8 protein-coding genes are annotated in these 18,347 nt (G+C 62.7%); 6 read left to right on the plus strand and 2 right to left on the minus strand.

Going from position 1 to position 18,347, the window contains the following annotated elements; genetic code table 11:
• Positions 1-142: 142 nt before the first annotated feature.
• Genes recC through recD form a run of 3 tightly spaced genes read left to right on the plus strand, consistent with a single transcriptional unit; the run spans position 143 to position 9,758 of the window.
• Positions 143-3,730, plus strand: a complete 3,588-nt coding sequence (gene recC, locus FGO67_RS02655; RefSeq protein ID WP_203299174.1) for an exodeoxyribonuclease V subunit gamma — start codon at positions 143-145, stop codon at positions 3,728-3,730.
• Positions 3,727-7,515, plus strand: coding sequence for an exodeoxyribonuclease V subunit beta (gene recB / locus FGO67_RS02660; RefSeq protein ID WP_203299175.1), 3,789 nt, complete (start codon positions 3,727-3,729; stop codon positions 7,513-7,515). Before recC ends, recB begins: the two co-directional genes overlap by 4 nt.
• Entirely contained in the window at positions 7,512-9,758 is a 2,247-nt protein-coding gene (recD, locus tag FGO67_RS02665; RefSeq protein WP_203299176.1) for an exodeoxyribonuclease V subunit alpha, read from the plus strand. Before recB ends, recD begins: the two co-directional genes overlap by 4 nt.
• Here recD and FGO67_RS02670 read toward each other — a convergent pair.
• Positions 9,745-11,568, minus strand: a complete 1,824-nt coding sequence (locus tag FGO67_RS02670; RefSeq protein WP_203299177.1) for an ABC transporter transmembrane domain-containing protein — start codon at positions 11,566-11,568, stop codon at positions 9,745-9,747. The two genes, recD and FGO67_RS02670, sit on opposite strands and share 14 nt — an antisense overlap.
• Before the next feature lie 138 nt (positions 11,569-11,706).
• Between FGO67_RS02670 and FGO67_RS02675 the strand changes: the two genes are divergently transcribed.
• From FGO67_RS02675 to FGO67_RS02685, 3 genes are all read left to right on the plus strand, one after another.
• Positions 11,707-13,434 (plus strand): ABC transporter transmembrane domain-containing protein, encoded by a 1,728-nt coding sequence (locus FGO67_RS02675; RefSeq protein WP_203299937.1) that lies wholly within the window; start codon positions 11,707-11,709, stop codon positions 13,432-13,434.
• 122 nt (positions 13,435-13,556) lie between these two features.
• Positions 13,557-14,834: a 4-aminobutyrate--2-oxoglutarate transaminase gene (gabT, locus tag FGO67_RS02680; protein ID WP_203299178.1), complete on the plus strand. Its 1,278-nt coding sequence runs from the start codon at positions 13,557-13,559 to the stop codon at positions 14,832-14,834.
• A gap of 238 nt (positions 14,835-15,072) precedes the next feature.
• Entirely contained in the window at positions 15,073-15,822 is a 750-nt protein-coding gene (locus FGO67_RS02685; protein WP_203299179.1) for a VC0807 family protein, read from the plus strand.
• 82 nt (positions 15,823-15,904) lie between these two features.
• Here FGO67_RS02685 and gyrB read toward each other — a convergent pair whose 3' ends face one another.
• A complete protein-coding gene (gene gyrB / locus FGO67_RS02690) occupies positions 15,905-18,319 on the minus strand; it encodes a DNA topoisomerase (ATP-hydrolyzing) subunit B (RefSeq protein ID WP_203299180.1) in 2,415 nt (804 codons plus the stop codon).
• Positions 18,320-18,347: the final 28 nt, after the last annotated feature.

Raw genomic sequence — 18,347 nt, forward strand, 5'->3', positions numbered from 1 at the left:
GCTCGCTCCCAGTTTTTCTCATCACGTTTATCTGCCAGGCCATTCCTCTTATTGCGGTCTGATTCTGTGACCACATGCGGTAACCTGTACCCTCAGGATTGAAACCCGCATTCGTACCGGATCTCCTAATAAAAGGACCCCCATGGCCGACCATTCCGCCATCGAACCCGGCTTCCATGCCATCCACGCCAATCACCTGGAAGACCTGCGCCGAGCCGTGGTGTTCGTGTGCCAGCAGACACCGCTGCCGCCCCTGGAGAGCGAGACCTTTCTGGTGCAGAGCAACGGCATTGCCCAGTGGCTGAAACTGGCGTTGGCGGAGCAGCGGTCGGACGAGGGTGGCGGCCTGGGCATCGCCGCCGGTATGGATTTCCTGTTCCCGGCACGCTTCATCTGGCAGGCCTATCGGGCGGTGTTGCCCGCCGGAGATGTGCCGGAACAGTCGCCGTTCGACAAGCACCGGCTGGTGTGGCGGCTGTATCGGCTGCTGCCGGAACTGGTCGGGCAGGACGAAGTCTTCACGCCCCTGGCTCGCTTTCTCGACGGCAGCGATCCAGAACTTCGAACCTTCCAGCTGGCCGAAAAAGTGGCCGATCTGTTCGACCAGTATCAGGTCTTCCGGGCCGATTGGCTCAGTGCCTGGGAGCAGGGCCGGGATGTGGTGATCACCGCCCGCAATGACGAAAAAATCCTGGACCCGGAGCGACGCTGGCAACCCGTACTGTGGCGGCGCCTGGTTGAAGACGTCGGTGTCGAGGCGCGCACCAGTCGTTCGCAGATCCACACCCGGTTCATGGAAGTGGGCCAGACCGTGACCGCGCCGGCGCACCCGAAACGTCTCCCCCGGCGAATCGTGGTGTTCGGGGTATCGTCGCTGCCCCGACAGGCGCTAGAGGCGCTGTACGTGCTCAGTCGCTTCAGCCAGGTGGTGCTGTGTGTGCACAACCCCTGTCAGTTCTACTGGGCCGACATCATCAGTGACCGGGAACTGCTGAAGGCGGAACGCAAGCGCGGCAGTGTCCATCCCACGCTGTCCCAGATCGACGATCCGGACCAGCTGCACCAGCACGCCAATCCGCTGCTGGCGGCTTGGGGTAAGCAGGGCCGGGATTACATTCGGCTGCTGGATGAATTCGATAACCCGGACGAGTACCGGAGCCGGTTCCAGACCCCGGACCAGAAGATCGACATCTTTTCCGAACACGGCCAGCCCGATGCCCCGCGTCTGCTGCACCAGCTCCAGAACGACATCTACAACCTGACCCCGCTGCGGGATATCCGGGACGAGTATCGCCAGATAACCCCGGCGCAGGATCAGTCCCTGGTGTTTCACGATGCCCACAGTCCCCAGCGGGAAGTGGAAATCCTGCACGACCAGTTGCTGGCAGCATTCAACGCCGACCCGACCCTGAGGCCCCGGGACGTTATTGTCATGGTTCCCGACATCAACGTGTACGCCCCGCACATACAGGCGGTGTTTGGCCGTGACCCGTCCGACCGCAACCGCCACATCCCGTACACCATCTCGGATCAGGGCCAACGCCACCACGAACCGGTGCTGATTGCGCTGGAAACCCTGATGTCGCTGCCGCGCAGTCGGTTCGCCATGAGTGAGATCATCAGTCTGTTAGAGGTGCCCGGCATCCGTGACCGCTTCGATATCAGCGAGGACGAGATCCCGCTGGCCCGGCAGTGGGTGGAAGGTGCCAACATCCGCTGGGGCCTGCACGGCCGGCACCGGGAAAGCCTGGAACTGCCGGCACACCTGGACCGCAACACCTGGCAAAAAGGCCTTCAGGCCATGCTGCTGGGCTACGGCATGGGCGATGACGAGCCCTGGGGCGGGGTTGAACCCTACGGCGAAATCGGTGGCCTGCAAGCCAGTCTGGCCGGCCGGCTGAACGACTTTGTCCACCAACTGGAACTGCTCTGGCAGGAACTGCAGGAAGCCCGCACCCCCAGCGGCTGGGAAACCCTGTTCTCGGCCATGCTCGAGCGCTTCTTTGATCAGCTTGAAGGCAGCGACCTGCTGTTGCTGAACCGGTTTCAACGTCAGCTTGAGCAGTGGCTGGACAATGCCCTGGCCGCCGGCCTGCAGGACCAGCCGCTGCCACTGACCATCGTCAAGGACGTGCTGCTGGACGGTCTGGACGAAGGCGGCCTGAATCAGCGCTTTCTCGCCGGCAAGGTCAACTTCGCCACCCTGATGCCGATGCGGGCGATTCCGTTTCGCCGGGTCTGCCTGCTGGGCATGAACGACGGCGACTACCCGCGGTCACGGCCCCCGGTGGATTTCGATCTGATGGCCGAGGACTATCGCCCTGGCGACCGCTCACGCCGGGAAGACGACCGTTACCTGTTCCTGGAGGCGCTGCTGTCGGCCCGGGAACAGCTGTACATCAGCTGGGTCGGGCGCAGCATCCGGGATGACTCCGAGCGGCCGCCGTCGGTTCTGGTAGGGCAGTTACGGGATCATCTCGACAGCCTCTGGCGCTGGTGCGGTGACGGCGATATACCAGTGGCCCAAGGGCTCACCACCGAGCACCCGCTGCAACCGTTCAGCCGGGACTATTTCCCTCGGGCCAACGGGCTTTCCAGTGCTGAGGACAGCGCCGCCAAGCCGATCACCGAGGTGCTGCGCGCCGGTACCCTGTTTACCTATGAGCGGGAATGGCGCGCCGCCCACGGCGGCGCATTGCCAGGCGCCGAGCAGGCACCGCTGCCGTACCAGGAACCCGAGGAGCCGATTACCCTGAGCGACCTTGCCCAGTTCCTGAAAAAGCCCATCGATACCTTTTACCAACGTCGGCTGCAGGTTCGCTTTGACGCCGTTGATGACGACGATACCGACAACGAGAATTTCGACCTGACCGGGCTGGACCGTTGGCGTCTGGACAACGAGCTGATCCAGAACAGTGTCCTGAAAGCCGGCTCGGAACCGGAGCTGCACGACCGATTGGAGCTCACCCTGGACCGGATGGCCCGGCGCGGCGATCTGGGCATGGGCGTGACCGAGCACCGGCTGCGCACCGAACTGGCGGGGCGATTACCGGACCTGTTCGAGCGCTACCGCAGTGCCTTGAGCAGCTGGCCGGAAGCCCTGGCTGAACCCATCACCCTGGACTACCGCTACAGCGACCCCACTGGCGCGGTCGAACTGGTGGACCTGATCGACGGCCTACGCTCCGGTCCGGACGGCCAGCTGTGCCGGCTGGTCATTGCCCGCTCCAGCCTGCTGGCCGGCTCCGGCGCCGGCCGACGGGTGCGCTACGCCAACCTGATGGCCGACTGGCTCATCCACCTGGCGGGCCAGCTGACTGACCGACCCTTCGAAACTCTGATTCTGGCCAAGGAAGAGGGCCGGAAATTCCGTTTCCCACCGATGCCGCCAGAGCAGGCACGGGCTCAGCTGAACGCCATTCTGGCCGGCTGGATGCAGGCCATTACTCGGGCGCTGCCGCTGCATTGCGACGCCGGCTTCGCCTGGATCGCCAGCTACTATCAAAGCAAGAAATACCTGGGCGATCACGACCGCGCCATCGCCGAAGCCGAACAGGCCTACCAGATCGCCCTGGAGCGGGACACCGGCTACCTGCGTGGTGCCTTCGACAGCCCGGAGGCACTGCTGGCGAGCGGCGAATTTGAGGCCCTGCTGCATGCACTCTATGTTCCGCTCTGGGAAGCCGAGCAGGGCAAATCCGCAGCCGGCACAGTGGGAGCAGAGGCATGAGCACCGACACCATGACCCGCAATCCGAACCTGGATCCGTTAACCCTGCCACTGCACGGCAGCACCCTGATTGAGGCCAGCGCCGGTACCGGCAAGACCTTCACCATTGCCATTCTGTACGTGCGTCTGGTGCTGGGGCACCAGCAACCGGCGGACAGTCCGCTGGCCCAGGGCATGTTGCCGCCCAATCTGCTGGTGGTGACCTTTACCGACGCCGCCACCAAGGAACTCCGGGACCGCATCCGCACCCGCCTGACCCAGGCCGCCGAGGTGTTTTCCGACACCGCCGATGCGGCCACGGCGTCGCCGGAAACCGCGCTGATTTTCCAGCTCCGGGACCAGAGCTATCCGGATCCGTCGTCCTGGCCGGACTGCCGCAAGAAACTGTTGCTGGCCGCGGAGTGGATGGACGAGGCCGCGGTGTCCACCATTCACGGCTGGTGCAATCGCATGCTCAGTGAGCACGCCTTCGACAGTGGCAGCCTGTTCAAGCTGACCCTGGAAACCGACCAGAGCGACCTGCTGGACGAGGTGGTCCGGGATTACTGGCGCACCTTCATTTACCCGTTGCCGCCGACGCTGATGGACGATGTGCTCGGCCATTGGAAAACCCCGGGCGAGCTGCGCCTGGCAGTTCGCAACCTGCTGACCGAGGCCGAGCAGCTGGCCCCTTGCGAGGGCGACGTGAAAGCCGTCATCGAAGCGGTCCAGCGCCAGCGCCAGGATAGGGCCCAGCAGCTGAAAGACTATCCGTGGGCCAGCTGGAAAGACGAGGTTCTGGAGCTGCTGGATGAACTGCAGAAGGCCAAGCGTCTGCACGGCGGCAGCAAGAAAGCGATGGTTGCGGCCTGGGATACCCTGCTGGACTGGCAGGCCTCCGACACGCTGGTGCCGAACGGCCTCGACAAGGCCGGGTTCCAGAACCAGACCCCGACCGTGCTGCCAACCAAGCTCAAGGGCGACGAGCCCGCCCCCGACCACGCCGCCTTCACCGCCATCGAGGAACTGATGGCCTTCAGCCAGAACCTGCCGAGCGCCAAATCTGACCTACTTCGGCACGCCACCCGGTGGATCGCCAAGCGGCTGGAAGCCGAGAAACAGAAACGCTCGGAAATGGGCTTCGACGACCTGCTCACCCGCCTGGACGACGCCTTGCACGGCCCCCGGGGTGACCAGCTGGCGGCCACCATCCGCCGGCAGTTCCCGGTCGCGCTGATCGACGAATTCCAGGACACCGACCCGGTCCAGTACCGCATTTTCGATCGGGTGTACCGGGTCGCGGACAACGACCCCAACACCTGCCTGTTGATGATCGGAGACCCCAAGCAGGCGATTTACGGCTTCCGCGGTGCCGACATCTACACCTACCTGCAGGCACGCCAGGGCGCCCGCGAACGCACCTACACCCTGGGTCGGAACTTCCGTTCCGCCAGGCCCATGGTGCAGGCGGTCAACCGGGTGTTCGAGCACGCCGACCGGACCAGCCGTGACGGCGCCTTTCTGTTTGGCCCCGGGGATCGCTCGCCACTGCCATTCCAGGGCGTGGATGCCAACGGCACCAAACGCCTGTGGTCAGTCGACGGCGACGTCCAGCCCAGCCTGACACTGTGGGCCCTTCAGAGCGGCGCCGAGGACAAGGCCGGCAACCCGAAAGGCCTGGCCAAGGGCGCGGCAACCGCGGATCTGGCCGAGGCCTGCGGCAGCGAAATTGCCCGCCTGCTGACTCTGGGCCAGCAGGGCCGGGCCGGCTTTGCCCGCACCGACGATGTCTCCGACCTGCAAGCCGTCCGCCCCGGCGACATTGCCATCCTGGTGAACAACCGGACCGAGGCCGGCGCGGTTCGCGCGGCCCTGGCCGAACGGCGCATCAAGAGCGTGTACCTGTCGGACCGGGATTCGGTGCTGACCTCGCCAACGGCCGCGGAAGTGCTGTGCTGGCTGCGCGCGGTGGCGGAGCCGCGACAGCTGAGCCTCACCCGGGCGGCGCTGGCAACCCCGACCCTGGCGCAAACCTGGCAGGACCTGAATCGGTTACTGACCGATGAGCTCGCCCTTGAGCGTGAAATTGAGCGCTTCATGGGCTACCAGCAGCAGTGGCAGAACCAGGGTGTGCTGCCGATGCTGCGCAGCCTGCTGATGGACTTCGAGGTGCCCGCGCGCTTGCTGCCACGGCCGGACGGTGAACGCCGCCTGACCGACATCCTGCACATCGCCGAGCTGCTGCAGCAGGACAGCCTGCAACTGGATGGCGAGCACGCCCTGGTGCACCACTTTACCCAGATCCTGCGGGCCGCCGACGAAGAGGACGAGCATCGCACCCTGCGCCTGGAAAGCGACGCCGGCCTGGTGCAGGTGATCACCGTGCACAAATCCAAGGGCCTGGAATACCCACTGGTGTTCCTGCCCTTCGGCACCTCGTTCCGGGCCCAGAAAGAGTCCCAGGCCTGGGTCCGTTACCACGACGACCAGGGCAAACTGGTGACCGTGTTCGATCCCGGCCCGGACGACATTGCCCGGGCCGACCGGGAACGCCTGGGCGAAGACATCCGCAAACTCTACGTGGCGCTGACCCGGGCCCGATTTGCCACCTGGGTTGGGGTCGCCGAAATCGACCAATGGTCCCAGAGCGGACTGGGTTATCTGGTGACCGGACAGAGTGGGGCGCAACCGCCTGAGCCGGGCGGCGACCAGGCAACCCTGACTGGACGGCCGGCGCCTTTGACCGGATGGCTGACGGCCGTGGCCGATGGCGAACCGGCCATCCAGGTCACGCCTCTGCCCGAGCCCTCCGATTCCGGCTATCAACAGCCAGCCCCGGATACTCTTGGACCGGCGCTGGTTTCGGAGCGCGAGGCCCGGGAGGACTGGTGGATTGCCAGTTACTCGGCGATTGAATACAGCGGGCTCAGCGGCACCGGCGTGGTGTTCCGGGGTGAGGTGGAAGACGCCGAGACCCAGAACCTGCTCGAAGAAAGCGCCCAGGACGTCGGCCCCGAATCCCTTACCGGTGCCCCGGAGCCAGCGCTACCGGACGACCACCATGGCTTCCCCAAGGGCGCCGGACCCGGCACCTTCCTGCACGATGTCCTGGAGTGGTGCTGCCAGCAGGGCTTTCGGACCATCGCCGATAACCCGACGCTGTTGCGGGACTATTTGAGCCGACGCTGCAGTACCCGGGGCTGGAGCGACTGGGCGGGGGCGCTTGAGCACTGGGTGCTGGGGCTGATCCAGCAGCCGCTGGTGCTGCAGCGTGGTCGGCCCGAGCAGGTCAGCCTGGCCGAGCTAGGCCAGCTGCGACCGGAACTGGAATTCTGGTTTGAGAGCCGCAACGTCAGCATCGGCCGCCTGGACCAGCTGGTGCAAGCCCACACCCTGAACGGCGCAGACCGGCCCAGAGCCGAGGCCGGGCGCTTCAACGGCATGCTCAAGGGCTTTATCGATCTGGTGTTCGAACACAACGGGCAGTACTACGTGCTGGACTACAAATCCAACGCCCTGGGCGACACCGACAGTGCCTACACCGACCAGGCCATGGGCGAGGCGATCCTGGACAAACGCTACGACCTGCAATACGTGCTCTATCTGCTGGCGCTGCATCGCCTGTTGAGTGCCCGGTTGCCGGGTTATGACTACGACCAACACGTCGGCGGCGCAGTCTACCTGTTCCTGCGCGGCTACCGGGCCAGTACCGCCGGGGCCTTTACCGACAAACCGCCAAGGGCGCTGATCGAACAGCTCGATGCCCTGTTCGATGGTGAAACCGCGGCCGGGGAGGCTATGGCATGAGCAAGACCCGTCATTCCGATCAACAGTTCGCCCTCGATCTCGGCAGCGAAATCGACACGGGCATCCCGGATCCAGCGCCCGCGCCGGCGATCGATCGCCAACAGCTGTTTGCCTGTCTGGACACCATGGATGCGCTGCTCGCGCAGTGGCAAGAGCAGGATTGGCTGCGGCCCCTCGACGTCGGCTTTGCCCGACTGATCCGCAGTCTCAGCGAAGAGCAGGGCGAAGCCCCTGAACCCTTGTTGCTGTTGCTGGCCGCTTTGACCTCGCACCAGGTCGGCCGGGGTCATGTCTGTATCGATCTGAGCCAGTTGCTGCAGGACGCCGAGGCGACCCTGGCACTGCCACCGGAGGACAACATTCCCTTTGTGCCGGCAGCCGATACGGAGACTGCCCTGTCGCCCCGGGACATTCTGGCCAGGCTCAAGCTGGCTGACTGCCTGTCCACTATTCACAATAGCTGCGCGGTAAGTGATGGTTCACTGACTACACCGCTGGTGGTGAACGACAGTCGCCTGTACCTGCGCCGGTTCTGGCGCTACGAGCAACGGATAGCCGAAGGTATCCACGGCCGTCTGGCGTTGCCATCGCCCCTGGCCGATACCGCCAGTACCGCCTCAACCACCCTGAGCCAGGCCCTGGGGATCCTGTTTGGCCACCAGAGCGAGGTCGATTACCAGCAGCTGGCCTGTGCCTTGGCCGCCCGGAACCGGTTTGCGGTGATTACCGGCGGCCCCGGAACCGGCAAGACCACCACTGTGGTCAAGCTGTTGGCGGCATTGCAGGCGGTGGCCGGAACCACCTCAGACCGGGCCGACGGCCGCAAGTACCGAATCCGCCTGGCAGCCCCCACCGGCAAGGCCGCAGCACGGCTGAACGAATCTATCGGCGGCGCGGCCAGCGAACTGCCGCTGGGACAGTTACCCGGTCAGGTCAGTCTGGATGACATCCCCACCCGGGTCACCACCCTGCACCGGCTGCTGGGTAGCCGGCCCGACACCCGCCAGTTCCGGCATAACCGGGACAACCCGCTGCTGGTGGATATCCTGGTGATCGACGAAGCCTCCATGGTTGATGTGGATCTGATGGCCTCGGTATTCGAGGCGCTACCGGCCTCGGCGCAACTGATTCTGCTGGGCGACAAGGATCAGTTGGCGTCGGTGGATGCCGGTGCGGTGCTGGGGGAGCTGTGCCAGCGCGCGGCCGCCGCTCACTACACCCCGGCCACCGCCGACTGGCTGACCGCCATCACCGGCCACACCTTGCCCGGCGAGCTGCAGGACCCGGACGGCCAGCAGCCGGACCAGGCCGTGGCCATGCTGCGCAAGAGTTTCCGGTTCGACGAGTACAGCGGCATTGGCCAACTGGCCGAGGCGGTCAACACCAACCGGCTGGATGCGAGCACCCTGGCCGCCTGTCGTGATGGCGGCTTCAACGATGTGATCTGGCTGAACGGCGGCTGGCGCCGCCCGGATCGCGACAGCACCCTGGCGCTGGTGGCCAACCACGCCATCAGCGGCAGCCCGGAGGCCTTCCGGAATCGGGGCGAGGGCCGGCCCGGCAAGGACAGCTTGCTAACGCCGCCCGTGGGCTACCGGCACTATCTGACACGGCTTAATGACGCCCAATTAAACGCAGACAGCAGCCGCGAGCAGTGGGATCAGCTGGCGCGGTCTTTACTCGAGGCATTCGCGGATTTTCAGATCCTGTGCGCCCTACGCAAAGGCCCCTGGGGTGTGGAAGGCATCAACGAACTGGTAACCCAACAGTTGCTGGCGCACCGGCTCATTGATGCCGGAAAAACCTGGTACAGCGGCCGTCCGGTGCTGGTCACCGGCAACGATTACAATCTCGGCCTGATGAACGGGGATATCGGGATCACCGTGGAGGTGCCCTGGGACCGGGATCATCAGGGCCACCCCAAGACCACACCCCGGGTGGCTTTCCCGGCGTCTGACGGCACCGACACCATTCGCTGGATTTCGCCGAGTCGGCTGCAGCAGGTAGAAACCGTATACGCCATGACGGTACACAAATCCCAGGGCTCGGAATTCAACCACACCTGCCTGGTGTTGCCAGACCGGCTCAGCCCGGTGATGACCCGGGAGCTGATCTACACCGGGATTACCCGGGCCCGCAACTGGTTCAGCCTGATCACCGGCGATGCCGGGGTATTACAGGACAGCGTGCAGCAACAGGTGGTCCGGGCCTCCGGTCTGGCCCAGCGGCTCAGTCTGCGCTAGACCCGGACTCGTCGGTATCGGCCTGGGTGCCATGGTGCTGCTGGTGCCACAGCTGGGCATAGCGACCGTTCCGGGCCAGCAGCTCCTGGTGATGGCCACGCTCGATGATCCGGCCGGCGTCCATGACCAGGATGGTATCGGCATCCCGGACGGTGGACAGGCGGTGGGCAATCACCAGGGTGGTTCGCTGCCGGCTGACTTCATTCAGGGCGCCAACGATGGCCTGTTCCGATAAGGAATCCAGGGACGAGGTGGCCTCATCAAGGATCAGCAGGGGTGGATTCTTCAGGATCACCCGGGCAATCGCCACCCGTTGTTTTTCGCCGCCCGACAACTTCAGTCCGCGCTCGCCAACCCGGGTCTCATAGCCGTCCGGCAGACTGTGGATAAACTCCTCCAGATGCGCCAGCCGCGCGGCCTCGTACACTTCCGCTTCGCTCGCATCGGGCCGGCCGTAGGCCAGATTGCGATACAGGGTATCGTTGAACAGCACGGTATCCTGGGGCACCACACCAATGGCCGAGCGCAGGCTGTCCTGGGTGACCGAGCGGATGTCCTGGCCATCAATGCAGATGGCACCGGCATCGACGTCGTAGAACCGGAAAAACAGCCGGGCCAGGGTGGACTTTCCAGCGCCGCTGGCACCCACCACCGCCACCGTGTGGCCGGCCGGAATCCGGACCGTCACGTCCTGCAGGATGGGCCGATCCGGGCGGTAAGCAAACTCGACATGATCGAAGACAACCTCACCGCTGGTAATCCTCAGCGGCCGGGCATCGGGCGCGTCTTCAATGGCCGGCTCATCCCCCAGCAGGCCGAACAGGCGCTCGACATTGACCAGGGCCTGACGGATTTCCCGATACACGAAGCCCAGGGCGTTCAGGGGAATGAACAGCTGGATCAGATAGGCGTTGATCATCGTGAAGTCGCCCAGGGTGATGGTACCACTGGCCACTTCCCGTACCGCCATCGCCATGATGACAATCAGCGCCACCCCGATGATCAGCGCCTGGCCGCCATTCAGCACCGCCAGTGACAGCCGGTTCTTCAGGCGAGCCTGCTCCCAGTCCTGCAGATCCTGGTCGTAAAGCTCGGCCTCAAAGGCCTCGTTGTTGAAATATTTGACCGTTTCGTAGTTGAGCAGGCTGTCCACCGCCCGGGAATTGGACTGGTTGTCCCGGGCATTGGCCTCGCGCACAAATCGTGTCCGCCACTCGGTCACCCGGATCGAGAACAGCACGTAGACCACCACGGCCACCAGAATGGCGAGTACGTAGCCGGCGTTGAACACCACCAACAAGATGCCGGCCACCATCAGGATTTCCAGCAGGGTAGGGACGATGTTGAACAGGGTGAAGCGCAGCAGGAAACTGATACCGTTGGTGCCGCGTTCGATGTCCCGGGCCAGACCGCCGGTCTTGCGGTCCAGGTGAAACGCCAGCTCGCGGTTGTGCAAATGCCGGAACACCCGCAACGACACCCGGCGCATGGCCCGTTCCGCCACCCGGGCAAAGACCGCATCGCGCAGCTCACTGAACAGGGTGGCACCAAAACGCAGCGACCCGTAGGCCAGCACCAGCAGCACCGGGATCCACAGCAGCAACTCGCCGCCACGATTCTGATCGAGGTAGTCGACGATGTACTTGAGCGCCACCGGGGTGGCCACGGTCGCCAGTTTGGCCAGCACCAGCAAAACCAGCGCCAGCGCCACCCGACCGCGAAATTCGGCCAGATAAGGCCAGAGCCCGGCGATCACCTTCCAGTCCGGTTTATGGTGGGCAGGGTAATCGTGATCGGCGTAGGCGCGCACAGAAAGTTCCTTGTTGGACAGGGCAAAGCGACGGCCGCGGCCGTATGATGTGGGAACCGGATGGTCTCAACCGGCCCCGGTGTCTGAGTGTACGCAAAACTCTGGAGGCAAATCATCAACAACCGTCATCGTCGCGCCCTGCAGTTGGTTATTGAATTCATCACCCCCTATCGCAAGGCGGTAATCGGCGCCCTGATCGCGCTGGTGTTCACCGCGGGCATTACCCTGGGTCTGGGGCAGGGGCTTCGTATCCTGGTGGATCAGGGCCTGGCGACCGAATCGCCGGCCATGCTGGCGCGCGCCATCGGTCTGTTTTTCGTGCTGGTACTGGGCCTGGCCATCGGTTCATTTGCCCGCTTCTACCTGGTGTCCTGGATTGGTGAGCGGGTGGTGGCGGACATCCGTAAACGGGTGTTCAACCACTTGATCGACCTGCACCCTGGCTTCTTTGAACAAAACCGGGCACTGGAAATCCAGTCCCGGTTCACCGCCGACACCACGGTCCTGCAATCGGTGATTGGCTCCACCGTCTCCATCGCGTTGCGCAATGCCCTGATGCTAGTGGGTGGCCTCATCCTGCTGTTCGTCACCAACGCCAAACTCGCGAGCATTATTCTGCTGGGTTTTCCGCTGGTGATTGCCCCCATCCTGTTTTACGGTCGCCGGGTCCGGCAGCTGTCGCGCCTGAGTCAGGACCGGGTGGCCGACGTCGGCAGCTACGTGGGTGAGAACCTGACCCAGATAAAAACCGTTCAAGCCTTCAACCACCAGCCCCACGACCGATGGTATTTCGCCGAGGTGTCGGAAAAAGCCTTCGCCATTGCCCGCGATCGCATTCGCCAGCGCGCCTGGCTAACCACGCTGGCAATCACCCTGGTGATGGGCGCGGTCGGCATTGTTATCTGGATTGGCGGTCTGGATGTGATCCACGGACGCATATCACCGGGTGAACTGGCGGCGTTCGTGTTCTACAGCCTGCTGGTAGGCGTGGCGGCTGGCGCCATCAGCGAGGTCATCGGCGAACTCCAGCGGGCGGCCGGATCGGCGGCCCGACTGTTCGAACTGCTGCAGACCCAGTCCGCCTTTACCCGACCGGTGCCGCAAGATCGCCCAGGCCAGATTACCGGCGCCATCGGCATCGAATCGCTGACCTTCCATTACCCCGGCCGCCCCGAACAGCCCGCACTGAACGAGCTGACACTGGCGATTCACGCGGGCGAAACTCTGGCCTTGGTCGGGCCTTCCGGCGCCGGCAAATCCACGCTGTTCGATCTGCTGCTGCACTTCTACCAACCGGAGCAGGGCCGCATCCTGATTGATGGCGTGGATACGGCCAACTGGTCACTGCCGGAGTTACGGCGCTGTTTCGCCCTGGTACCGCAGAATCCGGCACTGTTCCATGGCACGGTCACTGACAACATCCGCTATGCCCGGCCCGAAGCCAGCGACGACGAGGTGCGCCGGGCCGCCCAGGTGGCCCACGCCGACGAATTCATTCAGGCCCTGCCGCAGGGCTACAACACGCCCCTGGGCGATGCCGGGCTCGGACTATCCGGGGGCCAGAAACAGCGACTGGCCATTGCCCGGGCCTTGCTGGCGGATGCTCCTATTCTGCTGCTGGATGAGGCCACCAGTGCCCTGGACGCGGAAAGTGAGCACTTGGTGCAGGAAGCCATGCCAGCGCTGACCCGGGGCCGGACCACCCTGGTGATTGCCCACCGGCTGGCAACCGTGCGCGATGCCGATCGCATCGCGGTGCTGGACCAGGGCCGGTTACTGGCGGTGGGCAGTCACGATCAGCTGATGGCGAATAATGAGCTGTACCAGCGCCTGGCGCGGCTGCAGTTTCGGGACGCATCGGCCTGAATCGGGAGCGTTTTCCCTGATATTTGCCACAGCACTCCACAATGGTCGGTTTGTGGTTCCCGCTCGTACTCCTTACACTGGTTGATGAACCATTTCGAACCTGAACTCAGGGAGAAGGCAAAGTGAGCAATAAAGAATTGCAGGCACTCAAAGAACGCTACGTTGCAGCGGGCGCGGCAAGTCCCAACGAACAGTTTGCCGATCACGCCACCAACGCGGAACTCTGGGATGCGGACGGCAAGCGCATGATCGATTTCGCCGGCGGCATCGGTGTTCTGAACATTGGCCATCGTCACCCCAAGGTGGTGGAAGCGGTCAAGGCCCAGCTGGACAAGCTGATGCACACCTGCCAGACCGTTATGCCCTATGAGGGCTACGTCAAGCTGGCGGAAAAACTCAGCGGTGTTGTACCGGTGCGCGGTCACGCCAAGGTGATGCTGGCCAACTCCGGTGCCGAAGCGCTGGAAAACGCCATCAAGGTAGCCCGCGCAGCCACCGGTCGCAGCAACATCATCTGCTTCGACGGCGGCTACCACGGCCGGACCTTCTACACCATGGCCATGAACGGTAAGGCCGCGCCTTACCAGACCGACTTCGGCCCGATGCCGGGCACCGTTTTCCGTGCCCCCTATCCGGTGCCTTATCACGGCGTCAGCGAAGACGAAGCCCTGCGTGGTCTGAAGATGACCATGAAGGCGGACTCCCCGGGCAAAGACACCGCGGCCATCGTGATCGAGCCGGTGCTGGGTGAGGGCGGTTTCTACGCAGCGCCTACCAGCTTCCTGAAAGAAATCCGCAAGATCTGCGACGAGCACGGCATTCTGATGATCGTCGACGAAGTCCAGAGTGGCTTTGGCCGGACCGGCAAGATGTTTGCCATTGAGCACAGCGGCGTTGAGCCCGACATGATGACCATGGCCAAGAGTATGGCCGATGGCATGCCGATCTCCGCCATCGTGGGTACCGACAAGCACATGGACGCCTCCGGCCCCAACTCCCTGGGTGGCACCTACACCGGTAGCCCGACGGCCTGTGCCGCGGCCCTGGCCGTATTCGATGTATTCAAGGAAGAAGACATCCTGGCCAAAGGCCAGCGGCTGGGCGATAAACTGAAGCAGCGCTTCAGCCAGTGGCAGGAACAATTTGCCCATGTGGATAACGTCCGCAATCTCGGCCCCATGGCGGCGTTCGAGCTGGTCGAAAGCAAAGACAGCCGCGTGCCCAAGCCGGAACTGGCGGCTGCAGTGACCAAGAAGGCCAAGGAGAAGGGTCTGATCCTGCTGAGTTGCGGCATGTACGCCAATACTCTGCGTTTCCTGATGCCAGTCACCATCGAAGACGAGGTGCTGGAAGAAGGGCTGAACATCGTGGAAGAAGCCCTGAAGGAAGTTGGCGCCTAAGGGCGTACGCTTCGCCCTTTGGTAGCAACCGAGGGAACGAGAAAGCCGGATCTGGCCCCCCAGATCCGGCTTTTTTATGCTCGCATTATCGGCCGGCGGTCTGCCGGTTCAGGGGCAGGCAGGAAGGACCGGTCGATAGCTTCGAAAGCCAGGGAAATCGTCGTATACTGCCGGAACACTTTGTATCCGGCAGTACCCATTCCTGGGTCTGCTGTCGGTCCCTGCATCAGGCTGATCTATGACCTCACCAAGCAACACATCCACTCCCGATCACAAACCCAGGCCCTGGGTCGACCTATTAGTCAGCATCGTTATCCCGTCAGTCATACTGATGAAATTCAGTGGCGAAGCACACCTGGGCCCAGTTAATGCCTTGATCATTGGTCTGGCGTTTCCGCTGGGCTGGGGGTTGTTCGAGCTGATTCGCTATCACAAAAAGAATTTCATCGCGGTGCTGGGCCTGATCAGTGTCGGCCTCACCGGCGGTATTGGCCTGCTCGAACTGGACGCCGGCTGGCTGGCGGTAAAAGAGGCTGCGGTACCCGCGGTGATCGGGCTGGCGGTGCTGATTTCCACCCGTACCAAATACCCGCTGGTGCGCACCCTGCTGTACAACCCGAAAATTCTGGATGTGGATAAGATTCACCGGTCGCTGGAAGAGAAGGGCAGTGTTGATGAGTTCGAGGCACGGTTGTTGAAGGCCAGCTACTTCTTTGCCGGTACTTTCCTGTTCTCCTCGATCATGAACTACGTCATTGCCCGCTGGATAGTCACCAGCCCGTCAGGCACAGAAGCCTTCAACGAAGAACTCGGCAAGATGACCCTGGTCAGCTATCCGATGATCGCCATTCCTTCGATGATCATGATGATGCTGATTTTCTATTACCTGTGGCGCACCATTCGGCGCCTGACCGGTTATACGTTGGAAGAGGTGATGGCACCGCATATCGCTGAAAAAGAAAAGAAAAAATCGATGTCCCAGGAATAATTGGAAACTGAAACAGGCATAAAAAAAGCGGCGCGGATCAGAGATCCAGCGCCGCTTTTTTTTGCCCTGAGCAGGGCTTTCGTTACACGTCGAGGTTGGTGACTTCCAGTGCGTTGGTCTGGATAAAGTCCCGACGCGGCTCGACGTCGTCACCCATCAAGGTGGTGAAGATCTGGTCGGCGGCAAAGGCGTCCTCGATGGTCACCTTCATCATCCGACGGGTTTCCGGATCCATCGTGGTCTCCCACAGCTGTTCCGGGTTCATCTCACCCAGTCCCTTATAGCGCTGGATGTTCAAGCCGCGCTGGGCTTCTTTCATCAACCAGGCCAGGGCGCCCTCGAACGTCAGCACCGACTGTTTGCGCTCGCCACGCTGGATGTAGGCCCCGTCTTCGATCAAGCCATCGAGGGTCTCGCCCATGCGTGCGATGGCAGCGTAAGACGACGATTCGAAAAACTCGTGGTTGAACACATGCTCATGGGGAATGCCGTGAACATAGATAGTGACCTTGGGCAGGAACAGGTCGCGCTCCGGGTCCTTGGTCACCGAGAAGGTGTACTTGGTACCGGTGCGGGTATCCAGAGCCAGGCCGTCACCCAGGCGTGCTACCCAGCGTGCCACAGACTCTTCGTCGCGCAGGTGTTCAGACTTGAGGGTGACGTTGTCCAGCATCTGCTCCAGCACCTTCGCCGGATAAGCGCGGGACAGGCGTCCGATCATGTTCATCACCGCCTGGTAATCCTTGACCATGGTTTCCAGCGCGGAATCCTTGATCGCCGGAGCGTCCGCATTTACGAACAGCTGAGCGCCTTCCAGAGCGGTCTGGGTCAGGTAGGCTTCCTTGGCCTTCTCATCCTTCAGGTACTGCTCCTGCTTGCCACGTTTGACCTTGTAAAGGGGCGGCATGGCGATGAAGACATGGCCACGCTCGATGATTTCCCGCATCTGGCGGAACAGGAAGGTCAGCAGCAGGGTACGAATGTGCGAGCCGTCGACATCGGCGTCGGTCATGATGATCAGGGAGTGGTAACGGAGCTTATCCGGGTTGAACTCCTCGCGCCCAATACCGCAGCCCAGGGCGGTGATCAGGGTGCCGACTTCTGCAGACGACAGCATCTTGTCGAACCGTGCTTTCTCGACGTTCAGGATCTTACCCTTGAGCGGCAGGATCGCCTGGGTCTTGCGATCGCGACCCTGCTTGGCACTGCCACCGGCGGAATCACCCTCCACTATGAACAGTTCGGAGAGGGCAGGGTCCTTTTCCTGACAGTCAGCCAGCTTGCCGGGCAGACCGGCAATGTCCAGCGCACCCTTGCGGCGGGTCATGTCACGAGCCTTCCGGGCGGCTTCGCGGGCGCGGGCGGCCTCGATCATCTTGTTGACGATCAGCTTGGCTTCGTTCGGCTGCTCCTGCAGGTAGTCCGCAAAGCTCTGGTACAGCTCCTGCTCAACCGCCGTTTTCACCTCGGAAGAGACCAGTTTGTCCTTGGTCTGGGAGGAGAACTTCGGATCCGGCACCTTGACGCTGATGATGGCGGTCAGGCCTTCCCGAGCGTCGTCACCGGAGGTGCTGACCTTGGCCTTCTTGCCCAGGCCTTCCTGCTCAATGTAGTTGTTCATGGAGCGGGTCAGTGCGGCCCGGAAACCAGCCAGGTGGGTACCACCGTCACGCTGGGGAATATTGTTGGTGAAGCAGAAGATGTTTTCCTGGAAGGCGTCGTTCCACTGCATGGACACTTCCACGGCAATGCCGTCTTCGCGTTCACGGTTAAAGTGGAATACCCGGTTGATCGGGGTCTTGTTGGTGTTCAGGTGCTCAACAAAGGCCCGCAGACCGCCTTCGTATTCAAACACTTCTTCCTTGCCACTGCGCTCGTCGGTCAGACGGATGCGCACGCCACTGTTCAGGAACGCCAGTTCCCGCAGGCGCTTGGCCAGGATATCGTAGTGGAATTCGATGTGGGTAAAGGTTTCCGGCGACGGAATGAAATGCACCTTGGTACCGGACATTTCGGTTTCGCCCACTTCTCCAAGCGGAGCGTTAGGCACGCCGTGGGTGTAAGTCTGCTCGTACACCTTGTTGTCACGACGAATGGTCAGGGTCAGGGTAGAGGACAGGGCGTTAACCACGGAAACACCGACACCGTGCAGACCACCGGAAACCTTGTAGGAGTTGTCGTCGAACTTACCGCCGGCGTGCAATACGGTCATGATGACCTCGGCCGCGGAGACCCCTTCCTCTTCGTGCAGGTCCACCGGGATACCCCGGCCATTGTCCTTAACGGTAATGGATTCATCCGGATGGATGATAACGCCGATTTCGGAGCAGTAGCCTGCCAGAGCTTCATCGATGGAGTTATCCACCAACTCAAAGACCATGTGATGCAGGCCAGTGCCATCATCGGTATCGCCGATGTACATGCCAGGCCGCTTCCGTACCGCATCCAGTCCTTTCAAGACTTTGATACTGGAGGAATTGTAATTCGATTCGCTCATTCGAGACTCCTGAAGGGTGTACCGGTGA

The organism is Marinobacter sediminum, assembly GCF_016820575.1.
Taxonomy (GTDB): Bacteria; Pseudomonadota; Gammaproteobacteria; order Pseudomonadales; family Oleiphilaceae; genus Marinobacter; species Marinobacter sediminum.